Here is a 20,095-nt window from a genome sequence, read left to right as displayed (position 1 = left end):
TCATGAGACATCTAACTTTTGATGATGCTGTTTCTGCACTGAGGCGCGGCCGAGTGGTCGATCAATTGATCGAAATTGCCCCTGCTTATGGCACAACAGTGATTCGATATGTCAGCGTCACTCCAACCAAAGAGGGCAGCTTTGACGTATCGCTGATCGAGCGATTCGACGAGGGCAGGCCAGATTTTCTCGATGTCTATGCCTTCAGCTACGTTGATCCAGACCCACCTCACGGCTCGACCGAAAACTTTCTAGCTCCCGGAGAGGCGTTAGCCTACGCTCAAAATGAGCTGGGCTGCTCTAGCGACAAATTTGTCAACGAAGGCGTAATCCAGGACGAGTATCGCGACCGAAAGTTTGGTTAAAACTTGCGAAACGAGCAATCCCGATTTCTTGGTCCCGGCAACGGGGCCTTTCTTTTTTCGGCGGAAGGTGCGTTACGGCAGCGCATCGATCAACCTGCTCCCAAAGTTGCGGGCCAAACGAGGACTGCCACCCCATCGAGCGCTCTTGCAATTTCGCTGAGTTGATACCTATACGCCATAGCCTCGCCAACTCATCGCGCAAGCAACCTCAAAACCAAGGAACCCAAGGAAAGTGAGGCATAAATACAGCGAGGGCACGTGGTTTGCGGTCCCCCTGCGAAACGGGGGGTTCGCTACAGGCGTCGTCACCAGGAAAAGCAAAAAAGGCGGAATCATCGTCGCTCATTACTTCGGGCCACAGCGGGATACGCCAAGCACGATGGATGAGGTCGAATCGCATTCCGCCGCATATGCCCTCATCGTGCTTCGTTCTGGTGACATCTCCATCAAGAAGGGACTCTGGCCTACTATTGGCCATACGCCTAACTTCTCCATAGAAGAATGGCCCACCCCGCTGTTCATTAGGAAGCAAGAAATAGGCGGCATGGCATATGCCATGGCCTACGACGATGGAGATGTCAGCGTGCTACTACATGAGGAACTCGTTGCGTACGACGAAAACCTATCACCGGATGGGCTTCATGGCGACGGAGCTGTGGAACTGATCCTCACATCAGCTTCGACGTAGGCCCAAAGCACGCCGTAGCGGCGGCAAAGCGAGCAATTGCATTCGGTGATCGTCGGCGGGAATGCGCGGAGGACGATTTCTACCGTGCCGCAATGGCAGGTGCCACGTATCGCCGATTCGGTCACGACATTTCTCGCAAGGGGGGCTCTCATCCTACCGGCGTGTCGTTAAATTGACATCTGGCGCCCACCGGGCTGAAGCCGAGGCTGCTTGACAGGCGCATGGGCGGAGTTGGAATCATGGAAAACATGAACTTCAATATCGACGAACTTAGCTTACGGGAGCTGACGTCCCTTCTTATTTCTGCGGAGAAGCGAAAGCAACTCTATCAAAGCATCGCCCCGCCGCTTCGGTGCGTCGGCAAGCGGTCGCTCTTGCTGCAAAACATGGCTACACGATAGAAGAACTCTTTGGCGAGCAGCCTGCAGCCCCTCCGATCCGACGGAAGCGGGGATCACGCCGCAAGGCGAGCAAAGTCGCGCCCAAGTACCGCGACCCAGAAAACGAGCGCAACACTTGGTCAGGCCGAGGGAGCATGCCGCGTTGGCTAGCGAAAAAGCTCCGGTTCGGCCAGCACCCCATTGATTTCTTGATTCCGGGCATAGCGAAACCCACCGCTCGCACAACCAGCTCAGTAGGCAAGCGGACACTCGTCAAGCAAGGCTGCCCCTCACCGCGCGAGGCGAAGTGCACGATCCAGGAAGCCACTTTCGACTATTGGCGCCGGTCAATGCCTAAAGTATTGCGGGTTCTCGACGGGCGAAATGTAACTTGACGCTTGCTGGAGCCGCCCACCCCGATGGATTAGCAACTGCGAGTAGCTCCTTAGATTCGCATACCCGGTGTATGCTTGCTCGAAAGCGCTTTCAGTCCAGGGACAGGGCCCGAGGGGGGGTATGCGGAAGCCAGAGCTTTCCAAGCGGTACGACGCAATGACAGCGGCCATCCGAAAGTCATGGGGCGAGCTGGTTCAACACTCCAAAAAGTACGCCAGGCTGAAGAAAGCTGAGCTCGTCCGCACAAGGTACGTGCAGCGCGATCGACTCATCGACCTAGCCAGTCGCAAAATGTGGGTGGCCCGAGCGGTTATTTTCTTGCTTGCAGCGTCCGCGACAGCACTAGTTGCGGAGCCGCTACAAGTACGAGTGATAGAAACTTATCTAACCACCAAGGATGATCTCGCAGCGATCAAGTCGCTATTTTTGAACGTGGGGAGCGCATCGATCGGCGCGGCGGCAATTGCTTTCTCCATCGTTCTGTTCGCCATCCAGATCAACGTTGAACGAATGCCTCAAGGCTTGTTTCGCAGACTTAGCTCGGATCGCCGGCTTCTAGGTTCGTTCTTCTTCTCATTCGTTGTCGCGGTTGCGATCACGTTCTTGTCCCTAATCCCTAGTGCCAAGTACGCGTCGGCAGCACTGCTCGCAATGTGCTGGGGAATTGGCACGATGTTGGGCCTTTTCCTCTACGCGTATCGCCGGGCACTTTCTCTCATCAATCCCATTGAGCAGCTCAAGATAGTCCAGAGCGTGGTAAGAAACGACCTCCTCGCATGGGGTAAGCGCGCCCTACGAATGGGGCCACTGTTTGAGTTGGACCCGGAAACCCAGAGGCGAGAATCGCAGTACGATTATGCTCGCCTGTCATTTTTCAACGACCACCCTCATTGGACACGCCTAGCCGAAGACGGCGTTCGCACAGCTGTATCGTACTCAAGACAGTACGCTCAGAGCGGTGACTATGAAGTATCCCAGTTTGCGATCCTGTCCATCGTAAAGATCAATGGCGCTTACGTAGCCGCCAAAGGTCGAACTTTTTTCGCACACAACGGCTTCATCGATGAACCGAGAGCCACCGACGGCTTCATCAACTCGACGCTGGAGCAGGTAAAGCAGAGCTTTCAATTGGCGCTGTCACGTCGCGATGAACAACACATCAATCAGACCATCCGAACGTTCACCGGCCTTGCTGCCGTCTACACGTTTATCGACTATCCGCAGGAAGGCGCGAGCAGGCATCACACAAATTTGGCCGTGGGGTACCTGAAGTCCGCCCTAGAGGAAGTCGCCAGGCAGAATCTACCTGATGTGATGATGCTCGGCGCTCGAGGCCTTGGTGACGTAGCGCGCGCCGTTCTTGCGCGCGCTCCTTCGGATCAGATCAGAGGGATTGTCGAGCGAATTGGGGTAATCGCTGCGATTGGAGCATTGAACTCTAACCAGCGCCCTGTCACACAGACAGCGATGGAGCAGTTGGCCGATCTAATCTTACAAGTTTTACAGCGGCAGCAAGAGATAGAATCCACGCTGGAAAAAATTGCATTGGCTGCATACGGTGCTGCGACCATCTTCAGCACAAGCCCCGAAGACCTACGATCCCATTCCGACTACTTATCCCCTTACTTCTCCACGGCGCAACTTTCGTCGCTTCCGACGGGGATAAACCTCCTTGTCAATGCCGCCATTGCGGCTCCAGCCGACCACGAGCACGCGCCAACCATCATTCGAAATCTCTACACGCTGCTCAAAGTAAGCAGGCGTCCACACAAAGATCTTTTGATTCACACCATTGGCCAGCGTTCATCGTTGGCGTTCGACATGCTTCACGGCACGACAGATGCGATGGAAATCTTGCTCGCGCTCGCGGGTGGCCCGGCTTGCCCGCAAAACCTAGTGGAAGCGATGAGGGACGAAGCCGATAGATATGCTTCCATTTTAACGTGGATACGCTTCGATGATGGAGTCGCGAATTTTCTGGAGAGCCACTCTTATACAGAATTGCTCTTCCGCGCAGGAGCAACGGCACAGGACCGCGACGGTACTGACGCATATGAAACCGTCAGAGACTTACTACTCAATTGGGGGATCGAAGGCGGACGGTTGGCTCGTGGTTGGGCTACGTTTGAGCAAGCGATGTTTGCGCTGTGCGCGCTGGCTGTGCGCTCAGGAAGCCAACATGAGGCCGAGTGGCTGATCCGGCGCCTTACAGAGCGACATGAGGACTTGTTGCTTTATGAGTTGGACGAACGTGTGGGGATCGCACGCGCGCTGCGTGACAGAGCGCATAGGCTTCGTGCGAGAGCATACGAGCTCAACGACATAGACCGACAGCTTGGAGCGGGAGATCGCAACGCCACCGGGCACCTCCTAGAGCAGATCGCAGCTTCACTTGGCGCAGATGGCGGCGCATAGCCCTGGTAGTCAATTGCAATCCTGCACGGCAGGTTGATCGCGATAAAACTCGTTGAAAAGACCAGCCGTAACCCATTGATCCGTAAGCCACCGAAAAACCATCCACTGGTCGGCAGTCCACAGGAAGGGAGAAAACGGAGAAAAGTTGGCGAAATTTTCGCCAAATCCGGGGCTGTGGATATTTGACAAGTCCACAGGCCTGGGACCAAAAGGCCGGAAATAAGGCCTTTTCGCGAGGGGGTGTGGCGGAGAGACGCGGTTAGACCGCGATGGAATGGTGGAGCGTGGGCAACCGGAATCCAACTCTCTTGATTATCCAAGGTTACCCCCGGTTATCCAGAGATATCTTAAATCATGTCGACTTGTCGGTGCCGCCCTGCCCGGACAGGCAGACCAAGTCGACCGCGGGCTAACTGCCCAGTCCCTCCCGGCGGTCGGATCAAGCCGGTAGCGAAGGCGCGGGCCCTGCCCCAGAGTGGACCGCCCCCCAGTCGCTCGGCCACTTCGGCCACCGGCCGACCCTACTCCACGATCTACCGGACCGCTTCGATCTTGAGTTCATCGGTGTACCGCTTCGAGCTCATAACCACCTCCGCTCATGTCGTCCTTCTGGGCGAATTGTCGACGTCCTGCGCCTGGCTTTCGAGTGGCACTTTGCGCGGGTGTGCGGGCATGGTGATCGGTTTTGTCGACGGACGCTGCGGTCGCTGCTTCTTCCGTGCGCTCAGGCGCCCATTGTCCCGGCTGATCCGAACGATCGGCGGGATTGCGCAACTCGCCGCGCGCCGTCCAGACTTCCTCGCCCGCAGGCGCGTTGCCGCGTAGCTTGCTCATATCGCGATCTTCCGTATCGGTGTAAAGCGATGGCAATACGCTCGCAGCCGTGGCGTTAACAGTGCGCATGAACCGCGCGAAGACCGGGCTAGCGCCCAAAGCCACCACCCGTTGGCGGATCGCTTGCTGACACACAGCAACCCCATGAAGCGCGCTACCACCTGCCGGCGATCACGCACGTGTAACGAAGGAAAGCCCATGCTACTTGTGCTGCGGCGCAATGCCGCAACGGCTGCTCAAGCCGCGCTCTACTTATCCTTGTCTCCGCATTGAGTTCTGCCTCCGGCAATCCGGAGGCTGTGGCCAATGGCCGATGTCACTCACACAGGAGCATCAGCGTGAAGACGCACAATCGATCATCCGCCTCCCTCGCGCACGCCGGCGCAGACGCGGCGCCGTGTCTGGATATGCTCGCCCAACAGGCGGCGGAGAACGAGGGCTGGCCCGTGGCGGCGATCGCGCCTCCCGCCCTGTTCTATGCAACGCCGTGGCGCTGGTACTTCCACACCGCCCCCGTCGACAGCGTTCAGGGCGCTCGCGCAGTGCGACTGGGAAGTTCGCTGCCGAGTTCAACATGAACGTTCTCACGATTATTGCCCTTTGCGGCTTCGTAGTCGCCTTGTCCGCGGAGTCTTTCATTCAAGCCAGGTTCTGGCGGCTAATGCGGAACCGCCATCCGACCCAACTCGCACACTTCAAGGCCGAAGCTAGGGCGCCCCTGGCCCGCTTCAGCGCGCGCGCTACGATGCTCTACTTGCGTGACAAAAATTTCCGTTTCAGTCTGGATCACAATGGCCACGCACACTGCAACGACAATCGCTGCTCAATGATGTTTTCGTATTGGGCAACCGTCATAACAGGCTGCCTCCTCCTCACCACCGTCGTTCTACGCGGTTGGTAGCGCCCAGAGCCCAGGCACATCGCCACCGTGTCGCCAGTTACGCAGTTCGCGGTGCCGCGGGCTGCGTCACCTACCGCACTCCGGCGCCCGTTTCTGAACGGTAGGCCGTCGATTAATAGCTGACTGACTCACTTGATATCCACTCATCGCCGACAGCCTACACCCTGATCTAAGCCGCCATCGACTATAGATCAGCTGCATTTCCCGATGGCGCCCGATCACCAAGAGTCCACCGATGAACTTCACCCAATCGCTACTATGCACACTGGTCCCAATATCGGGCGACACAATGACGCAAGAGCCCCCTAAGAATCTCCTTGAAGTAGCCGCGGAACAGGGCTCATTCGCTCTGTTTTGTGATGCGGTCAGACAGTCGGGGCTCCAAGAAACCCTGGAGGGGAAAGGCCCCTTCACGGCATTCATTCCCATCGATTCCGCATTCGAAAAGTTGCCAAAGGGCTACTTTGATGCACTCGTTTTGCCAGAGAACAAGAAGCAGCTGATCGACTTAATAAGTTATCACATCGTGCCGAAGCGGAAGACGGTCGCGGAATTTGAACGTTGGGATTCGTTGAAGACCCTAGACGGAAATACCCTATCCGTCCAATCCGTAAACAAGCAGGTGATTGTAGGTGTTGGAAAAGTCGTGTTGCCTGACTTGTACGCCGTCAACGCGGCCATACACGGAATAGATCGGGTCAATATCCCGCCAAGTGCACAACGGCTTGCTCCTCCTTCGGTGGCCGGATAGTCGACGCAGGGACATCAACCTGCACCGCTCTTTGGGTCGGCAAGGGGCATTCGCGGTCGAGGGGTCGAGTGCCGTGCCACAGAACCCGAGGTTTGCGATTCAGCGGCGGAAGAACGGAAACGTCGCCATGCCGCGCACGCTCAAAGCAGTCACGGCACAGCCCATATCTCCTTGCCTCACAACGGCCCCATTGACGGCAGTGTTACGACAAAGCGCGTTCCCGCGCCCAAACCGCCGCTTACCGCGGTGACCTGACCGTCATGCGCAAGCACTAGTTCGCGCACAACGGCAAGACCGATTCCCAACCCCGTGCCGTTGACTCCGACAGCGCGGACCTCCTGAACAAAGGGCTCGAAGACACTTGTCAGCGACTCCGGCGCGATGCCTATCCCACTGTCAACCACACATACTTCGATCTGGCTATCCAATAGACGGACCGACAAGACGATCTCGCCTTGTTCGGGCGTGTACTTAGATGCGTTATCCAGCAGGTTGCGCAGCACTTGGGTGAGGCGGCCCGCATCTCCGTCGACCATGAGCCGCTCCGGCGGGACACTGATGAAGAAGCGCTGCTGACGTGCCTCCATAGCCGAACGGCAGGACTCGGCAGCCTGTTCGGCGATCAGAACCATGTCAACGGGGCGTCGATCGAGTTGAAACTTTCCGCTTTTTGCCCGCGCCACATCGACTAAGTCACCGATCAATCGTGAGATATGCATGACTTCGCGTTCGATGATGCGCTGCATATCAATCCGTTCGCTCGCGTTCTCCGACTTCAGCATGGTCGCGGCGATCAGAATCGGCGTTAGAGGATTGCGCAGTTCATGAGCAACCATTGCCATCGCCTGTTGCTGATGCTGATACGCAGCTTCGGCCGTGACTTGCGACTGACGGGAACTCAACGCGGCCAGCACCAACTCGCCGTTAGCTTCCTGAAGCTGATCGATACGCACACCGGGTTGAACAATTGCCGCTTGATAACGGGAAAATGGCCGGACCTGCTGCCTTTCCACACGGTTATCGCCCGGGCTTTCGCGCACTGCGTGATCCCGGTAAAAGGCATACCTTCCCCGCCCCTTTTGTCCTTGTTTGGCGCGATACATCGCGGTATCAGCCCGGTCGATCAAGCTCTCGACATCATCTCCATCAGCCGGAAAAAGGCTGATGCCGATGCTCGCGGTTAAACGCAGGACATGCGCCCCCATTCGACACGGAACCCCCAGCGCATCGATGAGCTTTTCGGTCGTTGCGCCGGCGTCTGACGCGTCTCCTATCCTGCTCAACAAGATCAGGAACTCGTCTCCGCCGTAGCGACTGATCATGTCACCTTCCCGCGTCACGGCCGCGAGCCGATGCGCGGCCATCCGCAATACTTCGTCGCCGACGGCGTGACCGAGCGTATCGTTGATCCACTTGAAGTTGTCCAGATCTATGAACAGCAATGCGACGAGCCCACCATAACGACGAGAGTTCGCTATCGCGGCACTGAAATGCTCTGATAGGCGCTCGCGATTGGGCAGCAAGGTGAGGGAATCCATGCCGACCGACCGAACCGCCTCGTCGAGCTTGTGGGCGGCGGCATCGGACTCCTGCCGCGCTTGCAGGGCGGCGATAACGAGCTGCTCATTGACCGCCACCAGATAGGCTGGGGCCGCGCTGCAACGGGCATACGCGTTCGAGACGCTTTGAATCCGAGCCGCCAGGACCCTCGCGGCCTTCTGCATCTTTGCCTGTTCGCAACCGCCTCGAACCGCTTTGCGGTTGCCGCGGCGGCGGAGCCCAGATCCGAATCTAGCCACGATCGTCATCGCAAGTACCATGCGTGCCGGCTTTGCGGGTAGGTCGCCCCCCGAGAAGGCCCTCGCGATCGTCCAGTCGTCCGGCAATCCGTAGACCATCGCTATCGATTTCATACAACCGCAAGTCGTTTGAATGGGCGCTGGCCCGAACTTTTACTACCGCGATAACTCGCAACAAGCGACTATCGATCTCGACATAGCGCTGCACGATGATGGCGTCGGTCAGGAACGCGGTGCCATAGGGGCTAAAGCGCAAGTCGGTATAGCGGTCCTCCAGTTCTGATGTCATCAGCAGGCTTACACCAGCCTTAGCCATCGCGGAAACTAAGCGCGCCAGAGACTGACGAAAATCCTCGCGGAATGTCGGCGCCAGCGCCAGTTCGAACGCCGAGAGCGAATCGATGACCACTCGCGTGGCACCGAGACGTTCCACCTCCTTGAGCAACAGCAGAATCACCTCGTCTATGGACAGATCGCTGGCACGGCTATCGACCAGACCCACGCGTCCAGTCTCGATCAGTTCGATCAGTCGTTCGTTACGACCACGATTGGGTTGCTGTTCGAACACGGCGATCACACCCCGCTCTCCCACGCGATCCCCCTCGCTCAGGAACGCCGAGGCCAAGATGCTCTTTCCCGAGCCGGAGGGTCCCGCGACAAGCAACGAGTATCCCTGGGGCAAGCCACCTCCAAGCATTTCGTCCAGAGTCGCATCGCCCATCCCCAGCCGCGGCTTGGTGCCGGCGCCACGGTCCATAGCCGCTGCGATCAGGGCCGGCGCGAATACTTCGATGCCCTCCGGGCCGATGCGGAAGGTATGCAGGCCAGGCAAGGTGGGTTGACCGCGCATCTTCAGCACCTCCATTTTCCGTACCATCGAATTGCGCTGCACGCTTTGCCGCAACCAGATCAATCCATCGGCCACGGTGAACACCGGGTTGGCCTCGCTGTCGTTGAAGTACTCCCCGATCAGAAAGGTAGTCGCCTGCCAGCCGGTCATTGCGACTCCCAGCCGCTGGACGAAGTGCTGCAGATCGGCGATCCGATCGCCTGCCGAAACACCTGCGAGCATTACGGACCGGAACGAATCAACAAAAACGAGGGCGGGACCGGATTTCTCGACCTCAGCTTCGATTCGTTGCAGTACGCGATCGAGACTTCCGGCCTGGATCTCTTCGCCGAGGTTAACGAACCGCACAGAGCGATTGATCGCCGTGTCGTCGAAGAACCCGAACTGCTGCTGATAGCGGAGCATCTTGAGCGGGGGTTCGCCCAGAACCGTGAAATACAATGCCGGACGGCGCGGCGTCGCCAAGGCGAACATGATCTGATGTGCAAGCGTCGTCTTCCCGCATCCGGGAGGACCGGCGATGAGATTGAAGGAGTACTCGGGTAGGCCGCCACCCAAGACTGCGTCCAAGCCTGGGACCCCAGTGGCCAAACGGGTAATGGTCACTTTGCTGCTCATGGGGGGACATCCTGCGGCGGTAAATCACTAAGAGGATCCATCGGCACGGGGCATAAGAGCCGCTGAGCTAATGAAGGGCCGATCAGACTGGCGAGCAACTCATGGAAGGTGCGCAGGAAACTGCTTCCACTCGTCAACGCGTCGCTTGCGCTGCATTGCGTGAGGTATTCGCGAAGCCCGTCTACGTCGTTTCCCTCCGCGGAGGAAGTCGACACCCGATTGAACCCGGGAGTCGTAGCACTCGCCAGATTCAGGCTGCGCCTATACAGCGCAGTGACGGCGGCGGGTCCTATGATGGGCTGCAAGGCCGCTTCGAACTCCAGCCAGAGCGAGGCAACCGCTTCGGCTATCACCACCGCATCCGCATTTTCACTGATGGCCTGCGCCAATCGACAGTCGATTCCCTGATTTTCCTGATCGTCCATCGCATGAACCACAGAACCAGTCTCGTGGAGAAACCTACACTACTCCTAATTCTTCCATCTGACCCAAAACTTCGTCTGTTCAGCAAAACGGGAGGCGCGACGTTGGATTTCCCAGATGACACTAAAAGTACTTATCTCCTGTAAACGCCGTTGATGGACCTGATAATCGCTGCGGGCGGCAGTCCGGCAGATGCGACGCGTCCAACTTTGACGGGCCGCCGATGAGCATGCTGGTGTCCTCCGTGAAGGAACCCTGCTGCAGCTTGAAGTTGATTGTGGGGGACTGCTAGAGGGCCTAAATCCAATCCCCGAGCGGCGCATATTCGATCAAAGCGGCGTGGGATAACGGCCACGAGAGGTTCCCGATCACGGGACCAAAGCCCCCGACTCCGTCGCGCCAGTAGTTTCATCTCCGCCTGCATCGATCGGGACTGTCGGTCGGCCATGCAAGTAACCTTGCTGAAGGTAGACACCGAGCTCCAGCAAGGTCTCGGCGTCCTCTGGCGTCTCCACGCCCTCGGCAACGACCTCCGCGCCCAGATCCAGCACCATCGCTGCGACGTGCCCAACCAGCTTTCTACGGACCCGTTGCGCCGAGTCCGAGACGCCCTGCACCAATCGCATGTCGAGCTTCACAACGTCGGGGACGTAAGCGGCTAGGACCGATAGGCTGGCGTAGCCCGCGCCCAGATCATCCAACGCGGTCCGAAAGCCCGCCGCCCGCAGCAACTTGTGGCTCGCCACCCATGCAGGTACATCAATCGGCAGGTGTTCGGGGAACTCCAAGATGACTCGACCTGGTGACAGTCCGGCGCGCGCTGCCAATTCCGTCAAGTAGCTGAGCGCGGCTTCGTTACCGAGCAACGTGCTGCCCAAGTTGATACAGAGAAAGCCGGGGAGCCTCGATCGCGCCGCCGCCGCCATTGCCTCCCAAACGAGCCGCCGTTCCATCCGACTAAGTTCGCGCCCTTGCAGCCCCTGGTGGACATCGTGGGGGACTCCAGGGATAGGGGACGCGCGACGGCGTCCAGTTCGGTGTGCATTTGCTGCACGGCGTCGCCGAGCGTGCCGATGCGATCGGCCAGGCCGGCATCGAGCGCGTCCTGGCCGAAGAACAAGCCGGCCTCGGTGGCGCGAATCGCTTCCGCCGCGGACCCGCGCTGCTCCGCTACTGTCAGGACGAACAACTCGTAGAGGCGGTCGACCTCGGTTTGGATCGCCGCGCGCGCCTCAGGCGACAGCGGCTGATACGGGCTGCCGTCGTTCTTCCGGGCGCCGGCCAGAATCGGGGTATAGCTCAGACCGGCGTTGGCATCGCGGCGCGATTGGTCAACGTGCAGTGCGATCACGCCGATGGAGCCGACACCGGCGGTGCGGGTCACGAAGATCCGGCTGGCCGCGCTGGCTAGCGCATAGGCAGCCGAGAAGGCGGCATCGTTTGCGGCTGCCCAGACAGGCTTAGTCTGCCGAGCCGCGTGGATCTTGTCGGCCAGGTCGAACACGCCGGCGGCCTCGCCGCCGGGACTGTCGATGTCGAGCACGATGCCCCGTACCGCAGGATCGGCCAGAGCGGCATCGAATTGCTGCGCGATCGCCTGATAGCTCGTCAGGCCCGATAACGCTTCGAGACCGGCCGTCCGCTGCACCAAGGTGCCGTGAATGGGGATGACCGCGACGCCGCGGTAATCTGTGAATCGCGGTGCCTGCGGCATCGGCGGCGCCACCTGGACCGCTACGGCCTGGAGCGAACGGAGTTCGACCAGACCGTGACCTAACTCGTTCAGCTTCTACGTGATCCCCTTATGGGGAGGGGCCATCATGCAGACGTGGATCAAAGTCCGCAGAGCCTGGAACGCCATGCTCGTCGCCATACCGATTGAAGAGCTAGCGGTGATCGCACTACAGGCCGTGCCCGGCGTCCGCTCGCCGGTGATCGAGCGTGAGGATATGGACGGCGTCGTTGTGGCGTTCGACTGGACGGGCCCCGGACAACCCGATATTCCCGTCGAGTTTTTGCACCGCTTCGGCCTGGAGCCCGTGCCCGAGATCGATGCACCAACGAGCCAAGAAAAAGGCGGCGGCCCTAGTTGAGCCGCCGCCTGCTGCTGCGCCTTACATCACCACGTGTCGGACATACCCGCATCAGCATGGGATCTAGGCTAGGGCAAATCCGGGGTTTTTGGGACACCCGATAACGACCGCGATCATGATCCTGGGTAATCGTGGATAACGCAGGATCCAATGACCTCCTTGTTGCTCAGTTCACTGCGTCGCCAGCTGAACTGTACAGCGCATGTGGCATCACTCTCGGACCGACGGCGCGGTCCGGTGCTCGCTTTAGCGTATGGTGGCAGATATGCCGCTTGCCCGAAGTCCTCGCTTCGGAAGTGCGGTTCCCTTAGGCAGCTCCGCCATACCTGCTGCTCAACCCTTTTGTCAGGCGCTGTTGGCCGTCCTCAAGGGCTGCGCCTCGCTTTTACTGAACAAGGGATGCTCTCAACATGGTCACTTACACGTCGAACGACGACTCTGCTCGACAACGCGCATTCGACATTGAGGCGGAACGGTGCTACTGGATGGAGAACACAGACCTCCTTCCGAATGCCGACATGTTCAGTTCGAACGAACTGAACTCTGCTGTATCGCTCGGCATCGACTCGGCAGTGCGCGGCCGCCTGCCTGCCGACGCCGAGGATATATTGCGCGCCACATACTACCGTCTGGTAAATCTCCCGATGATGTCTTGGTCCCGCGTCCTGACGGTAATAAGTGCGGTTTATCAACGCGCGATTTTCTGTTCGCTGCCTCAAGTCGGCCTCGAAGCTGAGTGTAACGTGGCCGATGCAGCACCAAGAACGCACGACTGGCAATGGGTATCACGGCAGATGAGACTGCGTTTTCTGCCCCTGCAAAGCTGAGGTATCAACAATTCTTGGCAGCTTGCCGTTCAACTGCACAACGACCAACGCCAGAGCGTGTTGATGGCGTCGCCATGCTGTCTTGCGGATCAGCCCGGTCCGGTTGCAAATCTCGCGCCACGGCACGTACTGCGCCCGCAGCCAAACCAGGCGGCGCTGATCCTCGTCCAACCACTTCAGCCAGCGCACCGTCTCGCCAAAACGGTCGATCGCGCCGGGCGACGCAGTGAACCGCAAGACAATGCGCTCGTCGGCATAGCCCTCCCACGACTGGCGGTTGATGTCCGGCCAGAAGGCCGCATAGCCCTGGACCCGGACCGGCGGCAGTCTGCGCGCGGTGATGGCGGCCTCCTGGAATCGGTCGGTCACGCGCTGAATGTTCCAGGCCGTGCTCATGCTTCTGCTCCCTGCGACAGCGCCCAGTGCAGCAGAGCCAACGCATCGGCCTCGTTGTCGTCGCTGGGCGCATGGCCGCGCCGCTGCATCGCGGCGATCATGGCGTCCTTCTTGGCGTTGCCGTTGCCGGTCGCGAACCGCTTGATCGTGCCGACCGGCACACCCTGATACGGAATCCGGTGCTGCTCACACCAGGCCGTCAGCTGCGCCAGGAAACCGCCGTAAGCGTGCGCCGCATCGACACCGCGGTGTCGGCGCACCTCCTCGAAGTAAAGCGCCTCGACTTGGCCGACGAAGGCCAGCGTCTCGTCCAGCCAACGGCCAAATCGCAGGTAGCGCATGCCGCCGCCTTCGAAGCGACCCGGCCGGAACGCCTGCGTGCCGCTGGCGATCTGGCCGCCGCGCGCCAGCGCCCAGCCCATCGTCGTGCCCAGGTCCAGCGCCAATGTCGTACTGCTCATCATGCATCCTTGGGTTGGGCGGGTGACGCATGTGACATGGTTTCCGGTTATCCCCTGTATGTGCGTGCGCGCGCACACGCGAGGGGTAACTAGCAGCTGTGTCACATGCGTCACCCACCGAGGTAACTGTCTGATTCAATTAGCCTGCGTAGCGAGCGAAGCTCTTTGGCCGCAAGCTCAGGCCGACGACATAACGCGCGCCTTTTCCGCCTCGATGGCGATCGTAGCGACGGGATTCGAGCATCTCGGAAAAGCGCTTGATCGATCCCGAAAACTCCCCGTTCGCCAGGCACCAGTCCTTCCAGTCTGTAAATAGGTCGGCGATCAGCGCTTTCGACTGTGCGTGTTCCTGACACCGCTCTTCGATCCATCGCCCGAGCGCGTCTTCCGACTCGAAGTATTCGTCGGTAGCGTCCAGAACACATTTTGGCGGCCGTAGGCCATTACGCTGCCATTCCAGGCAGCCCTCGACCGCCCAGGCCAGAACGCCTTCTCGCTCCGCCAGCAGCTTCCTCGATAGATCCCCATCGCGTCGCTCGGGCGGGACGGTGACGGTGAAGGGAATCAGGTGCAAGCGCCGCTTCATCGCTTCGTCCACGTTGCGGATCGCCGGCTTGTGGTTGCCGGCGATGACCAGCTTGAACTGCGGCGTGTACTCGAAGAAGTCCTGCCGCATGAAGCGCGCCATGATCTTGTCGCCGCCTGTGATCGCTTTCAGCTTCGACTCGTTCCAGCGCCTGGGCGAGTTCGCCACCCTCGGTGCGCCATTGACCATCCTGGCCGCGACGGTACGTCTCTTTGTTCGAGGCCGTCAGCTGCTCGGCGTTGTCTAGCGCGGTGGTTACGGCCGCCGGAGTGTCGCCGAAGGACTGCCACCCATACGCCTTATAAGCGAGCTCGTATCGAGCGGCGATGGGCGCCGGGCCGCTCGCGATGTTCGCCTTGATGACTTGCTCGGCATCGCGATCCAGTTCGTCAGCGCGCTCCGGCGAGGCGGTGTCGGTGCGCGTTAGCGGATGACCGCGGTCCATTCTCGCGACGATGGTCTCGCGCTGCCAGTTTCCAGTCTCTCCATCGCGCTTCCAGTTCGCGTCCCCGAGGCTCTTCGCATCGGTTTCGTTTGCCGGGAGGTTGTAGGGGTCTCTGGGCGGCTCAACATTGCCGAGCGAGAGCTTGGTCGCTGCGTTGCTTGCCAGAAAGTTGAGTTCGCGCTCTTTGTCCGGTAGCGCCGAGAACGACTGCTTAGTCGGGGCCCTGATCCCGTTGTCACTGAGATCGGCCTGCTCCTGACGGAGCCACTGCCGCCCGTTGTACTCCCACTCGACGCCTTGCTTGTCCTTCTGTTCGTAAATTTGCTTGTTGTCCCACCACTTGGCCGCGTTCTCCCCGACGTGGCTGCCCGCCAACGCACCGACTGCAACGAAGCCGATCACACCGGGCCCCGTCTCCCAGCCAACGGCCAGGCCGGTCACAGCGCCGCCGACCCACCCACCTGTACCGCGCGCGACGTAATGCGTCAGAGCGGACTGCGCCGCGAGCGGATTGTCCTGCGCGAGCAAGGTACTAGCTCGCTCGGCGCTACCCCATGCATCGACTAAGCTGGCGGCCGCACCTGCGGCACCTAGCCCCAAGGCCATTCTGTTGCCTGGAGTTAGATGCATCGGTTCACGATAAGGCGTGACCTCCACATTAGATCCCCTGGCCAAGACCTGAGCCATTTGCTCTTCCGCTGGAGCAGCGGTCATCTGGGCGGGGATGGAACGAACGACGGGACGCGCACGGGCGGACACACCAGCCACATCTTCGCCAAGCGCCTCGGGGCCCTGGAGCGGCGCATGCACAACCTGTCCCGGCGGCGCCAAATGAGAGTAGTCACGCGCCAAGATGGTTACTTCGCCGGAAGGCGTATCGCGCTGGGCGGACGACACGTACTGCAAGTACTTGAACACACCACCTTCTTCCGAACGGTGGATTACATTGAGACGAGGATCGTATGTCTCGGGCAAGCGATTCAGCAAAGGCTCGCTGAAAAGACTGTTGTGATAATCCGTCATCAAGTTCTGGCTTCGGGTACCCAAGCCATTTCGAAGGTAGCTCCCGCCAACATCGGAATGCGCCCCAGAGACGGTAACACTCAGGAATCTCCCGTCCTCCGACATCCCCTTAGGAATGATTCGATCTACCGGAAACGTTCCGCGCTTCTCGTCCGCCGCATTGATCTGGAAACCAGAGACAACCGACGGCGGCAGGCGTCGGTCTAACATTTCCATTGTTCCGGTGGGGACGGGGTCATAAAGCCCCACCGACATAGCTGTTTGACCCGGCGCCTTGTGAAAATGCGGATACGTCTTGGTGACGTTGCCCGCATCGTCTCTCACGTACTCCGGTTTCGAATAATTTGGGATGCCACGATCATGGATCATGCGCGCGAGTAGTGGAACCTGACTGGCGCCTCGGCTGAAGCCTTCGATGTGCAAGGACACTTCCGCACGCGGGTCAGCGTTATAGATCCTATTCGCGCTGCGAACCAATCGATCGTACATGATCTCGGCGCGGTCAAGACTAGTGCTTCCGCGGGCCCCATCGTAGACCTGCGAACGCAGGCTAGTCTGCGTCCCTGCCCCCTCGATGTACTCGACATCGATATTTACGCTGGTGCGCCTCAGCTGCTGCAGCTGGGTCTCGAACCGGGCAACGTTCGTAGCATGTAGCGCGTCCTGATGCACGTCATTACCAGTGCCGTCCATCAATCCGACAAGCAGGTACGAGTGCGGATTCCGCGTGTCTAACAACGCGGGAACTTTGAACTTGTAAAGCGAGTCGGCGGCTTGATCGTAGCTACTGAGGTGCGAAGGAGACGCGGTGTAGTGCCTTACATCGTCGTTCGGCAGGCCGTCCTCGCCCAACTGAACCTTCTGCTTCTTCTGACTTTCCATGTCTCGCCCCTCAGAATGTCCTCGTCCAGACGGAAATCAGATCTTCGCGACTGAAATTGTCGGGGCGATCTGAAACGGGGGGGAGCTTGGTCAGCACCGTCGCGCGCATGTATATATTGATCGCTCGATCATTGACTTCCAGGAGGATGTCGGGAACCGCCTTGTCGTACCGCGCCCAATCCTCATTCACTTCCGCCTTGGTAACGTTGTGGCGGACATCCCATCCGGGAAAGATGTCATTGATCAAATCGAGTACCGTGGCATGGTCAGTGCCGTCTAGCGATCTCCAGGCGATCTCCACCGGCGTAGGAGGCATCATGTCCTCCGCAACGATGAAGCTCGCAGACCATCGGTCTTTCCAGTCTGGCGAAGGGTGCTGGCCAGACGGCTGCAACAGTTGTTCGTCAGGGACGAACTGACGCCCCTGAAAGATGACGTTGGCCTGGAGCGTGTTGAATACCCACACGCCGAATGCAAAGGAACTGAAAGTCAACGGCCAGGGGAAGTCGGAAGTGGGCTCAGCGGGGCGGGAGGCTTGGGTCATTGCAATATGTCCTGAGGGAAGAACTTCGAATTCGGACGAGGTTAGTCTCAGCCACGCACACCACCCGCTCCGCCAACTAGGCAGTTCGGGATGCTTGCGGCGCGTGAGCAATAAGACATAACCGTCCGTGTTCAACTGTCGGGCCGTACCACCCATCCTGGGCGATATGGAGTTACTGCCGATTGGGCTCGATCATCCAAAGTGTGTTGCGGTCGGGGACGCCATCGTTGGCGGCTCCCTTAGGTCTGCGGTCTTGCCCGGCGAGATTGATCCGACGCGCCGGGCGGCGTCAAGCCCAATCACGACTGACGCGACACAGTTAGCAGGTCGATCTTGGAATTTTCCAAGGAGATGTTAAAAATGCGCTCCTTTTGCGCTCCTTGGACGCACGGCTCACGTCGCGGGCGGTGAGATTGGGGGCCGGTACCTTCCCGACGTTCCGCCGGAGCGAACGGCAAGCTGCTCGCGGCCAGCCACCCGATCCTGGGGCGCACACCGAAGTATTGAGACAGAAAAATGGTCCGCCCCGCGCACGCCAACTTCGGCATTTGTGTATCCCGCTACGAGTGCCGCCTGCGCACGCGTCGTGAACCTGTCGTCTACAGCGATCAGAAGTCCTTCGCGATCATCGAGGAAGTTCGCGAGCGGGATGAGTGGGGCAATCCAGGGCGCCTGGTGCACCGGAAGCTGCTGTCTGTCGAGGAATCGTTCGGCCCAACCTGGGCGGCACATCATCGATCGAAACATTCTGGTTGGCGCCTTGAGCTTGGCCCTCGCTGCGGGCCGCTGAACTGGGCCGATGCAGGCGACCTAGCTCTGGCTTGACGGCGCATACGTCTTGGCCTTGAGCGCTGCCGCCAAGCTCGGAAGCTGTGTGATCCATCTATTAACTACCGTTACGCTTTCTTGAGAGCGGCGGGTGTAGGCTGGCGCATCAATATCTAGAGAAGACACACAGGGGCGTGGCAAGACCATGTTGCACAGTGAAATTGGGAAGGACCCGGCCAGCGTGGAGTTGCCGCGCGGGAAGTCACTCTGGGGCGATGCTCTTTTTTTCCGAGCAAAAAGCGAGCGTGAAGAAGCAGAATTATTGCGCAAGCAACTGAGCGAGAGACCCTACGCCGCGACAGGCACAGGCGAAGAGAGTGACCTGACATTCTTGCGACCGGGCGAGTGGGTTTTCGCGCCGTTCAAGGAGGCGCTCATCGCCGCGATCACGCGGTGGGATCAGATCGGCATCAAGACTCGCTGGTACGACTGGCGCGCGGACAAGAGCGCGATTCCTAGCTACGACGATTTCGTGCGCGAACACGCCGAGCGCCAGCAGCGTTTCGATAGCAATCGAATGACCGTGTTCGAGGCTCTGGACCACGTCACGTACACACCGGACACCTTCACCGGCTACTGGCTCATCGAGAACCTGCCGATGGGCATGAGCATGATGGACTGGTACGGCCCGCGATATCGCCATTGCATCAAGCGCGATGCGAAGCTCATTGAGGCGAAGTGCATCATGCAGGAGGCGACGTTTGACCATTGGCGCTACGCGCCGCGGAAAGGCCTCAAGCTGCTCGATGCTCGCCGCGGCGAGTGGCGCTAGTCGCTCAGCGGACGACGCCAGCAGCGAGCCGCACTTCGCTGTAACGCATCCGCGACAGGTCGCCTTGGGCCTCAAGGCGCCCCGTGGCCACCATCTCCGCCACGCGCTTAGCGTAGAAGCTATCGGGAATGCCCGGCACGCGGTCAGGCATGTTGTCCATGACGGTGCCGACAACCCAAGCGACCTTGCGCCAGCGATGGTCGCAGGCGTTGAGCAGGGCCGTATCGATCCCTTGGATCTGACCTGGCCGAAGTACTGCAATCAGTTTGAGCGCATTCTCATCGGGCGGCGCATCCGGCGCCTCGTACTCCGAGCTATACCTCTCCATTTGATTTCCCCTCGGTTGACACGCTGCTCGTATGACTGGAGGCTTGGCGACATGAATATAGAAATCGACAAGCTCAATCTTCGCGAACTGACTTCGCTCCTGGCCGCCGCAGAGAAGCGAAAAAAGCTGCTATCAAAGCGTCGCGCCGCCGTACTTGTGCGTCGGCAAGCGATCGCGCTCGCCGCCCGCCACGGCTACACGATCGAGGAACTCTTTGGCGATCAGCCGGCAGCCCAGCCGGTTCGACGAACGCGTGGAGCGCGCCGCAAGCCGAACAAGGTCGCGCCCAAGTATCGCGATCCAGACAATGAGCGCAACTATTGGTCTGGCCGAGGGAGCATGCCGCGTTGGCTAGCCAAAAAGATCAGATTTGGACAGCACCCCACTGACTTCCTAATCCCCGGCTTGGCAAAGCCAACCGCTCGGAAGACAAATTCAATCGGTAAACGGAGACTCGTCAAGCAAGGCTGACACCTGACTGCGCGAGGCG

23 protein-coding genes and 1 pseudogene are annotated in these 20,095 nt (G+C 59.5%); 11 read left to right on the top strand and 13 right to left on the bottom strand.

What is annotated here, in order from left to right; genetic code table 11:
- Nucleotides 1–2: 2 nt before the first annotated feature.
- Together RDV84_RS12855 and RDV84_RS12850 are read left to right on the top strand one after the other, a co-directional pair.
- Nucleotides 3–365, top strand: a complete 363-nt coding sequence (locus RDV84_RS12855; RefSeq protein WP_309153620.1) for a hypothetical protein — start codon at nt 3–5, stop codon at nt 363–365.
- A gap of 232 nt (nt 366–597) precedes the next feature.
- Complete coding sequence (locus tag RDV84_RS12850; RefSeq protein ID WP_309153619.1) at nt 598–1,053, top strand: immunity 26/phosphotriesterase HocA family protein; 456 nt, start codon at nt 598–600, stop codon at nt 1,051–1,053.
- On the opposite strand, the gene RDV84_RS27345 is transcribed toward RDV84_RS12850, so the two are convergent.
- Nucleotides 1,005–1,205: a GFA family protein gene (locus RDV84_RS27345; RefSeq protein ID WP_486624512.1), complete on the bottom strand. Its 201-nt coding sequence runs from the start codon at nt 1,203–1,205 to the stop codon at nt 1,005–1,007. The genes RDV84_RS12850 and RDV84_RS27345 overlap by 49 nt on opposite strands.
- 383 nt (nt 1,206–1,588) lie before the next feature.
- Here RDV84_RS27345 and RDV84_RS26385 point away from each other — a divergent pair, with 383 nt between their 5' ends.
- Together RDV84_RS26385 and RDV84_RS12840 are read left to right on the top strand one after the other, a co-directional pair.
- Entirely contained in the window at nt 1,589–1,828 is a 240-nt protein-coding gene (locus RDV84_RS26385; protein WP_425606268.1) for a hypothetical protein, read from the top strand.
- Between the two features lie 121 nt (nt 1,829–1,949).
- Complete coding sequence (locus RDV84_RS12840; RefSeq protein WP_309153617.1) at nt 1,950–4,244, top strand: hypothetical protein; 2,295 nt, start codon at nt 1,950–1,952, stop codon at nt 4,242–4,244.
- Nucleotides 4,245–4,802: 558 nt separating this feature from the next.
- On the opposite strand, the gene RDV84_RS12835 is transcribed toward RDV84_RS12840, so the two are convergent.
- On the bottom strand, nt 4,803–5,147 hold the full coding sequence (locus RDV84_RS12835; protein ID WP_309153616.1) for a hypothetical protein: 345 nt from the start codon (nt 5,145–5,147) through the stop codon (nt 4,803–4,805).
- A gap of 269 nt (nt 5,148–5,416) precedes the next feature.
- On the opposite strand from RDV84_RS12835, the gene RDV84_RS12830 reads away from it, so the two are divergent.
- Together RDV84_RS12830 and RDV84_RS12825 are read left to right on the top strand one after the other, a co-directional pair.
- On the top strand, nt 5,417–5,656 hold the full coding sequence (locus tag RDV84_RS12830; RefSeq protein ID WP_309153615.1) for a hypothetical protein: 240 nt from the start codon (nt 5,417–5,419) through the stop codon (nt 5,654–5,656).
- Nucleotides 5,657–6,214: 558 nt separating this feature from the next.
- Nucleotides 6,215–6,730, top strand: a complete 516-nt coding sequence (locus RDV84_RS12825; RefSeq protein WP_309153614.1) for a fasciclin domain-containing protein — start codon at nt 6,215–6,217, stop codon at nt 6,728–6,730.
- Between the two features lie 176 nt (nt 6,731–6,906).
- On the opposite strand, the gene RDV84_RS12820 is transcribed toward RDV84_RS12825, so the two are convergent.
- The 5 genes from RDV84_RS12820 to RDV84_RS12800 all read right to left on the bottom strand — a co-directional run bounded on the left by RDV84_RS12820 (nt 6,907) and on the right by RDV84_RS12800 (nt 12,134).
- A complete protein-coding gene (locus RDV84_RS12820) occupies nt 6,907–8,454 on the bottom strand; it encodes a diguanylate cyclase domain-containing protein (RefSeq protein ID WP_309153613.1) in 1,548 nt (515 codons plus the stop codon).
- Nucleotides 8,455–8,521: 67 nt separating this feature from the next.
- The gene (locus tag RDV84_RS12815; RefSeq protein WP_309153612.1) at nt 8,522–9,997 is read right to left on the bottom strand and encodes an ATPase domain-containing protein; all 1,476 of its coding nucleotides are present in this window, start codon (nt 9,995–9,997) and stop codon (nt 8,522–8,524) included.
- Nucleotides 9,994–10,422, bottom strand: a complete 429-nt coding sequence (locus RDV84_RS12810) for a hypothetical protein (RefSeq protein ID WP_309153611.1) — start codon at nt 10,420–10,422, stop codon at nt 9,994–9,996. Before RDV84_RS12810 ends, RDV84_RS12815 begins: the two co-directional genes overlap by 4 nt.
- Before the next feature lie 366 nt (nt 10,423–10,788).
- Nucleotides 10,789–11,346, bottom strand: a complete 558-nt coding sequence (locus RDV84_RS12805) for an EAL domain-containing protein (protein WP_309153610.1) — start codon at nt 11,344–11,346, stop codon at nt 10,789–10,791.
- On the bottom strand, nt 11,253–12,134 hold the full coding sequence (locus RDV84_RS12800; RefSeq protein WP_309153609.1) for a S49 family peptidase: 882 nt from the start codon (nt 12,132–12,134) through the stop codon (nt 11,253–11,255). The genes RDV84_RS12805 and RDV84_RS12800 overlap by 94 nt, the downstream gene beginning before the upstream one ends.
- Nucleotides 12,135–12,240: 106 nt before the next feature.
- On the opposite strand from RDV84_RS12800, the gene RDV84_RS12795 reads away from it, so the two are divergent.
- Nucleotides 12,241–12,513 carry a hypothetical protein gene (locus tag RDV84_RS12795; RefSeq protein WP_139381742.1) on the top strand — a complete coding sequence of 91 codons (273 nt, stop codon included), beginning with the start codon at nt 12,241–12,243 and terminating at the stop codon, nt 12,511–12,513.
- Nucleotides 12,514–12,923: 410 nt separating this feature from the next.
- Nucleotides 12,924–13,340, top strand: coding sequence for a hypothetical protein (locus RDV84_RS12790; protein WP_309153608.1), 417 nt, complete (start codon nt 12,924–12,926; stop codon nt 13,338–13,340).
- On the opposite strand, the gene RDV84_RS12785 is transcribed toward RDV84_RS12790, so the two are convergent.
- The 5 genes and pseudogenes from RDV84_RS12785 to RDV84_RS12765 all read right to left on the bottom strand — a co-directional run bounded on the left by RDV84_RS12785 (nt 13,299) and on the right by RDV84_RS12765 (nt 17,677).
- Nucleotides 13,299–13,736 (bottom strand): DUF6362 family protein, encoded by a 438-nt coding sequence (locus tag RDV84_RS12785; RefSeq protein ID WP_309153607.1) that lies wholly within the window; start codon nt 13,734–13,736, stop codon nt 13,299–13,301. The two genes, RDV84_RS12790 and RDV84_RS12785, sit on opposite strands and share 42 nt — an antisense overlap.
- Nucleotides 13,733–14,197 (bottom strand): crossover junction endodeoxyribonuclease RuvC, encoded by a 465-nt coding sequence (locus RDV84_RS12780; RefSeq protein WP_078995568.1) that lies wholly within the window; start codon nt 14,195–14,197, stop codon nt 13,733–13,735. Before RDV84_RS12780 ends, RDV84_RS12785 begins: the two co-directional genes overlap by 4 nt.
- Nucleotides 14,198–14,336: 139 nt before the next feature.
- Nucleotides 14,337–14,885, bottom strand: a complete 549-nt coding sequence (locus tag RDV84_RS12775) for a phage/plasmid primase, P4 family (protein WP_309153606.1) — start codon at nt 14,883–14,885, stop codon at nt 14,337–14,339.
- Between the two features lie 1,693 nt (nt 14,886–16,578).
- Nucleotides 16,579–16,944 (bottom strand): annotated as a pseudogene (locus RDV84_RS27340) (phospholipase effector Tle1 domain-containing protein); the annotation flags it as partial.
- A gap of 199 nt (nt 16,945–17,143) precedes the next feature.
- Nucleotides 17,144–17,677, bottom strand: a complete 534-nt coding sequence (locus tag RDV84_RS12765) for a hypothetical protein (protein WP_309153605.1) — start codon at nt 17,675–17,677, stop codon at nt 17,144–17,146.
- 516 nt (nt 17,678–18,193) lie between these two features.
- On the opposite strand from RDV84_RS12765, the gene RDV84_RS12760 reads away from it, so the two are divergent.
- Entirely contained in the window at nt 18,194–18,502 is a 309-nt protein-coding gene (locus tag RDV84_RS12760) for a hypothetical protein (RefSeq protein WP_309153604.1), read from the top strand.
- Between the two features lie 184 nt (nt 18,503–18,686).
- A complete protein-coding gene (locus tag RDV84_RS12755; protein WP_309153603.1) occupies nt 18,687–19,277 on the top strand; it encodes a hypothetical protein in 591 nt (196 codons plus the stop codon).
- 4 nt (nt 19,278–19,281) lie between these two features.
- On the opposite strand, the gene RDV84_RS12750 is transcribed toward RDV84_RS12755, so the two are convergent.
- The gene (locus RDV84_RS12750; protein ID WP_309153602.1) at nt 19,282–19,605 is read right to left on the bottom strand and encodes a DUF3658 domain-containing protein; all 324 of its coding nucleotides are present in this window, start codon (nt 19,603–19,605) and stop codon (nt 19,282–19,284) included.
- A 51-nt stretch (nt 19,606–19,656) separates the two neighbouring features.
- On the opposite strand from RDV84_RS12750, the gene RDV84_RS12745 reads away from it, so the two are divergent.
- Nucleotides 19,657–20,076 carry an H-NS histone family protein gene (locus RDV84_RS12745; protein WP_309153601.1) on the top strand — a complete coding sequence of 140 codons (420 nt, stop codon included), beginning with the start codon at nt 19,657–19,659 and terminating at the stop codon, nt 20,074–20,076.
- The last annotated feature ends 19 nt before the right edge of the window (nt 20,077–20,095 follow it).

Source organism: Lysobacter yananisis (genome assembly GCF_031199375.1).
GTDB lineage: Bacteria > Pseudomonadota > Gammaproteobacteria > Xanthomonadales > Xanthomonadaceae > Lysobacter > Lysobacter yananisis.
Note: the sequence above shows the minus strand (reverse complement) of the source record. Positions and strands in the feature narration are given on the sequence as shown.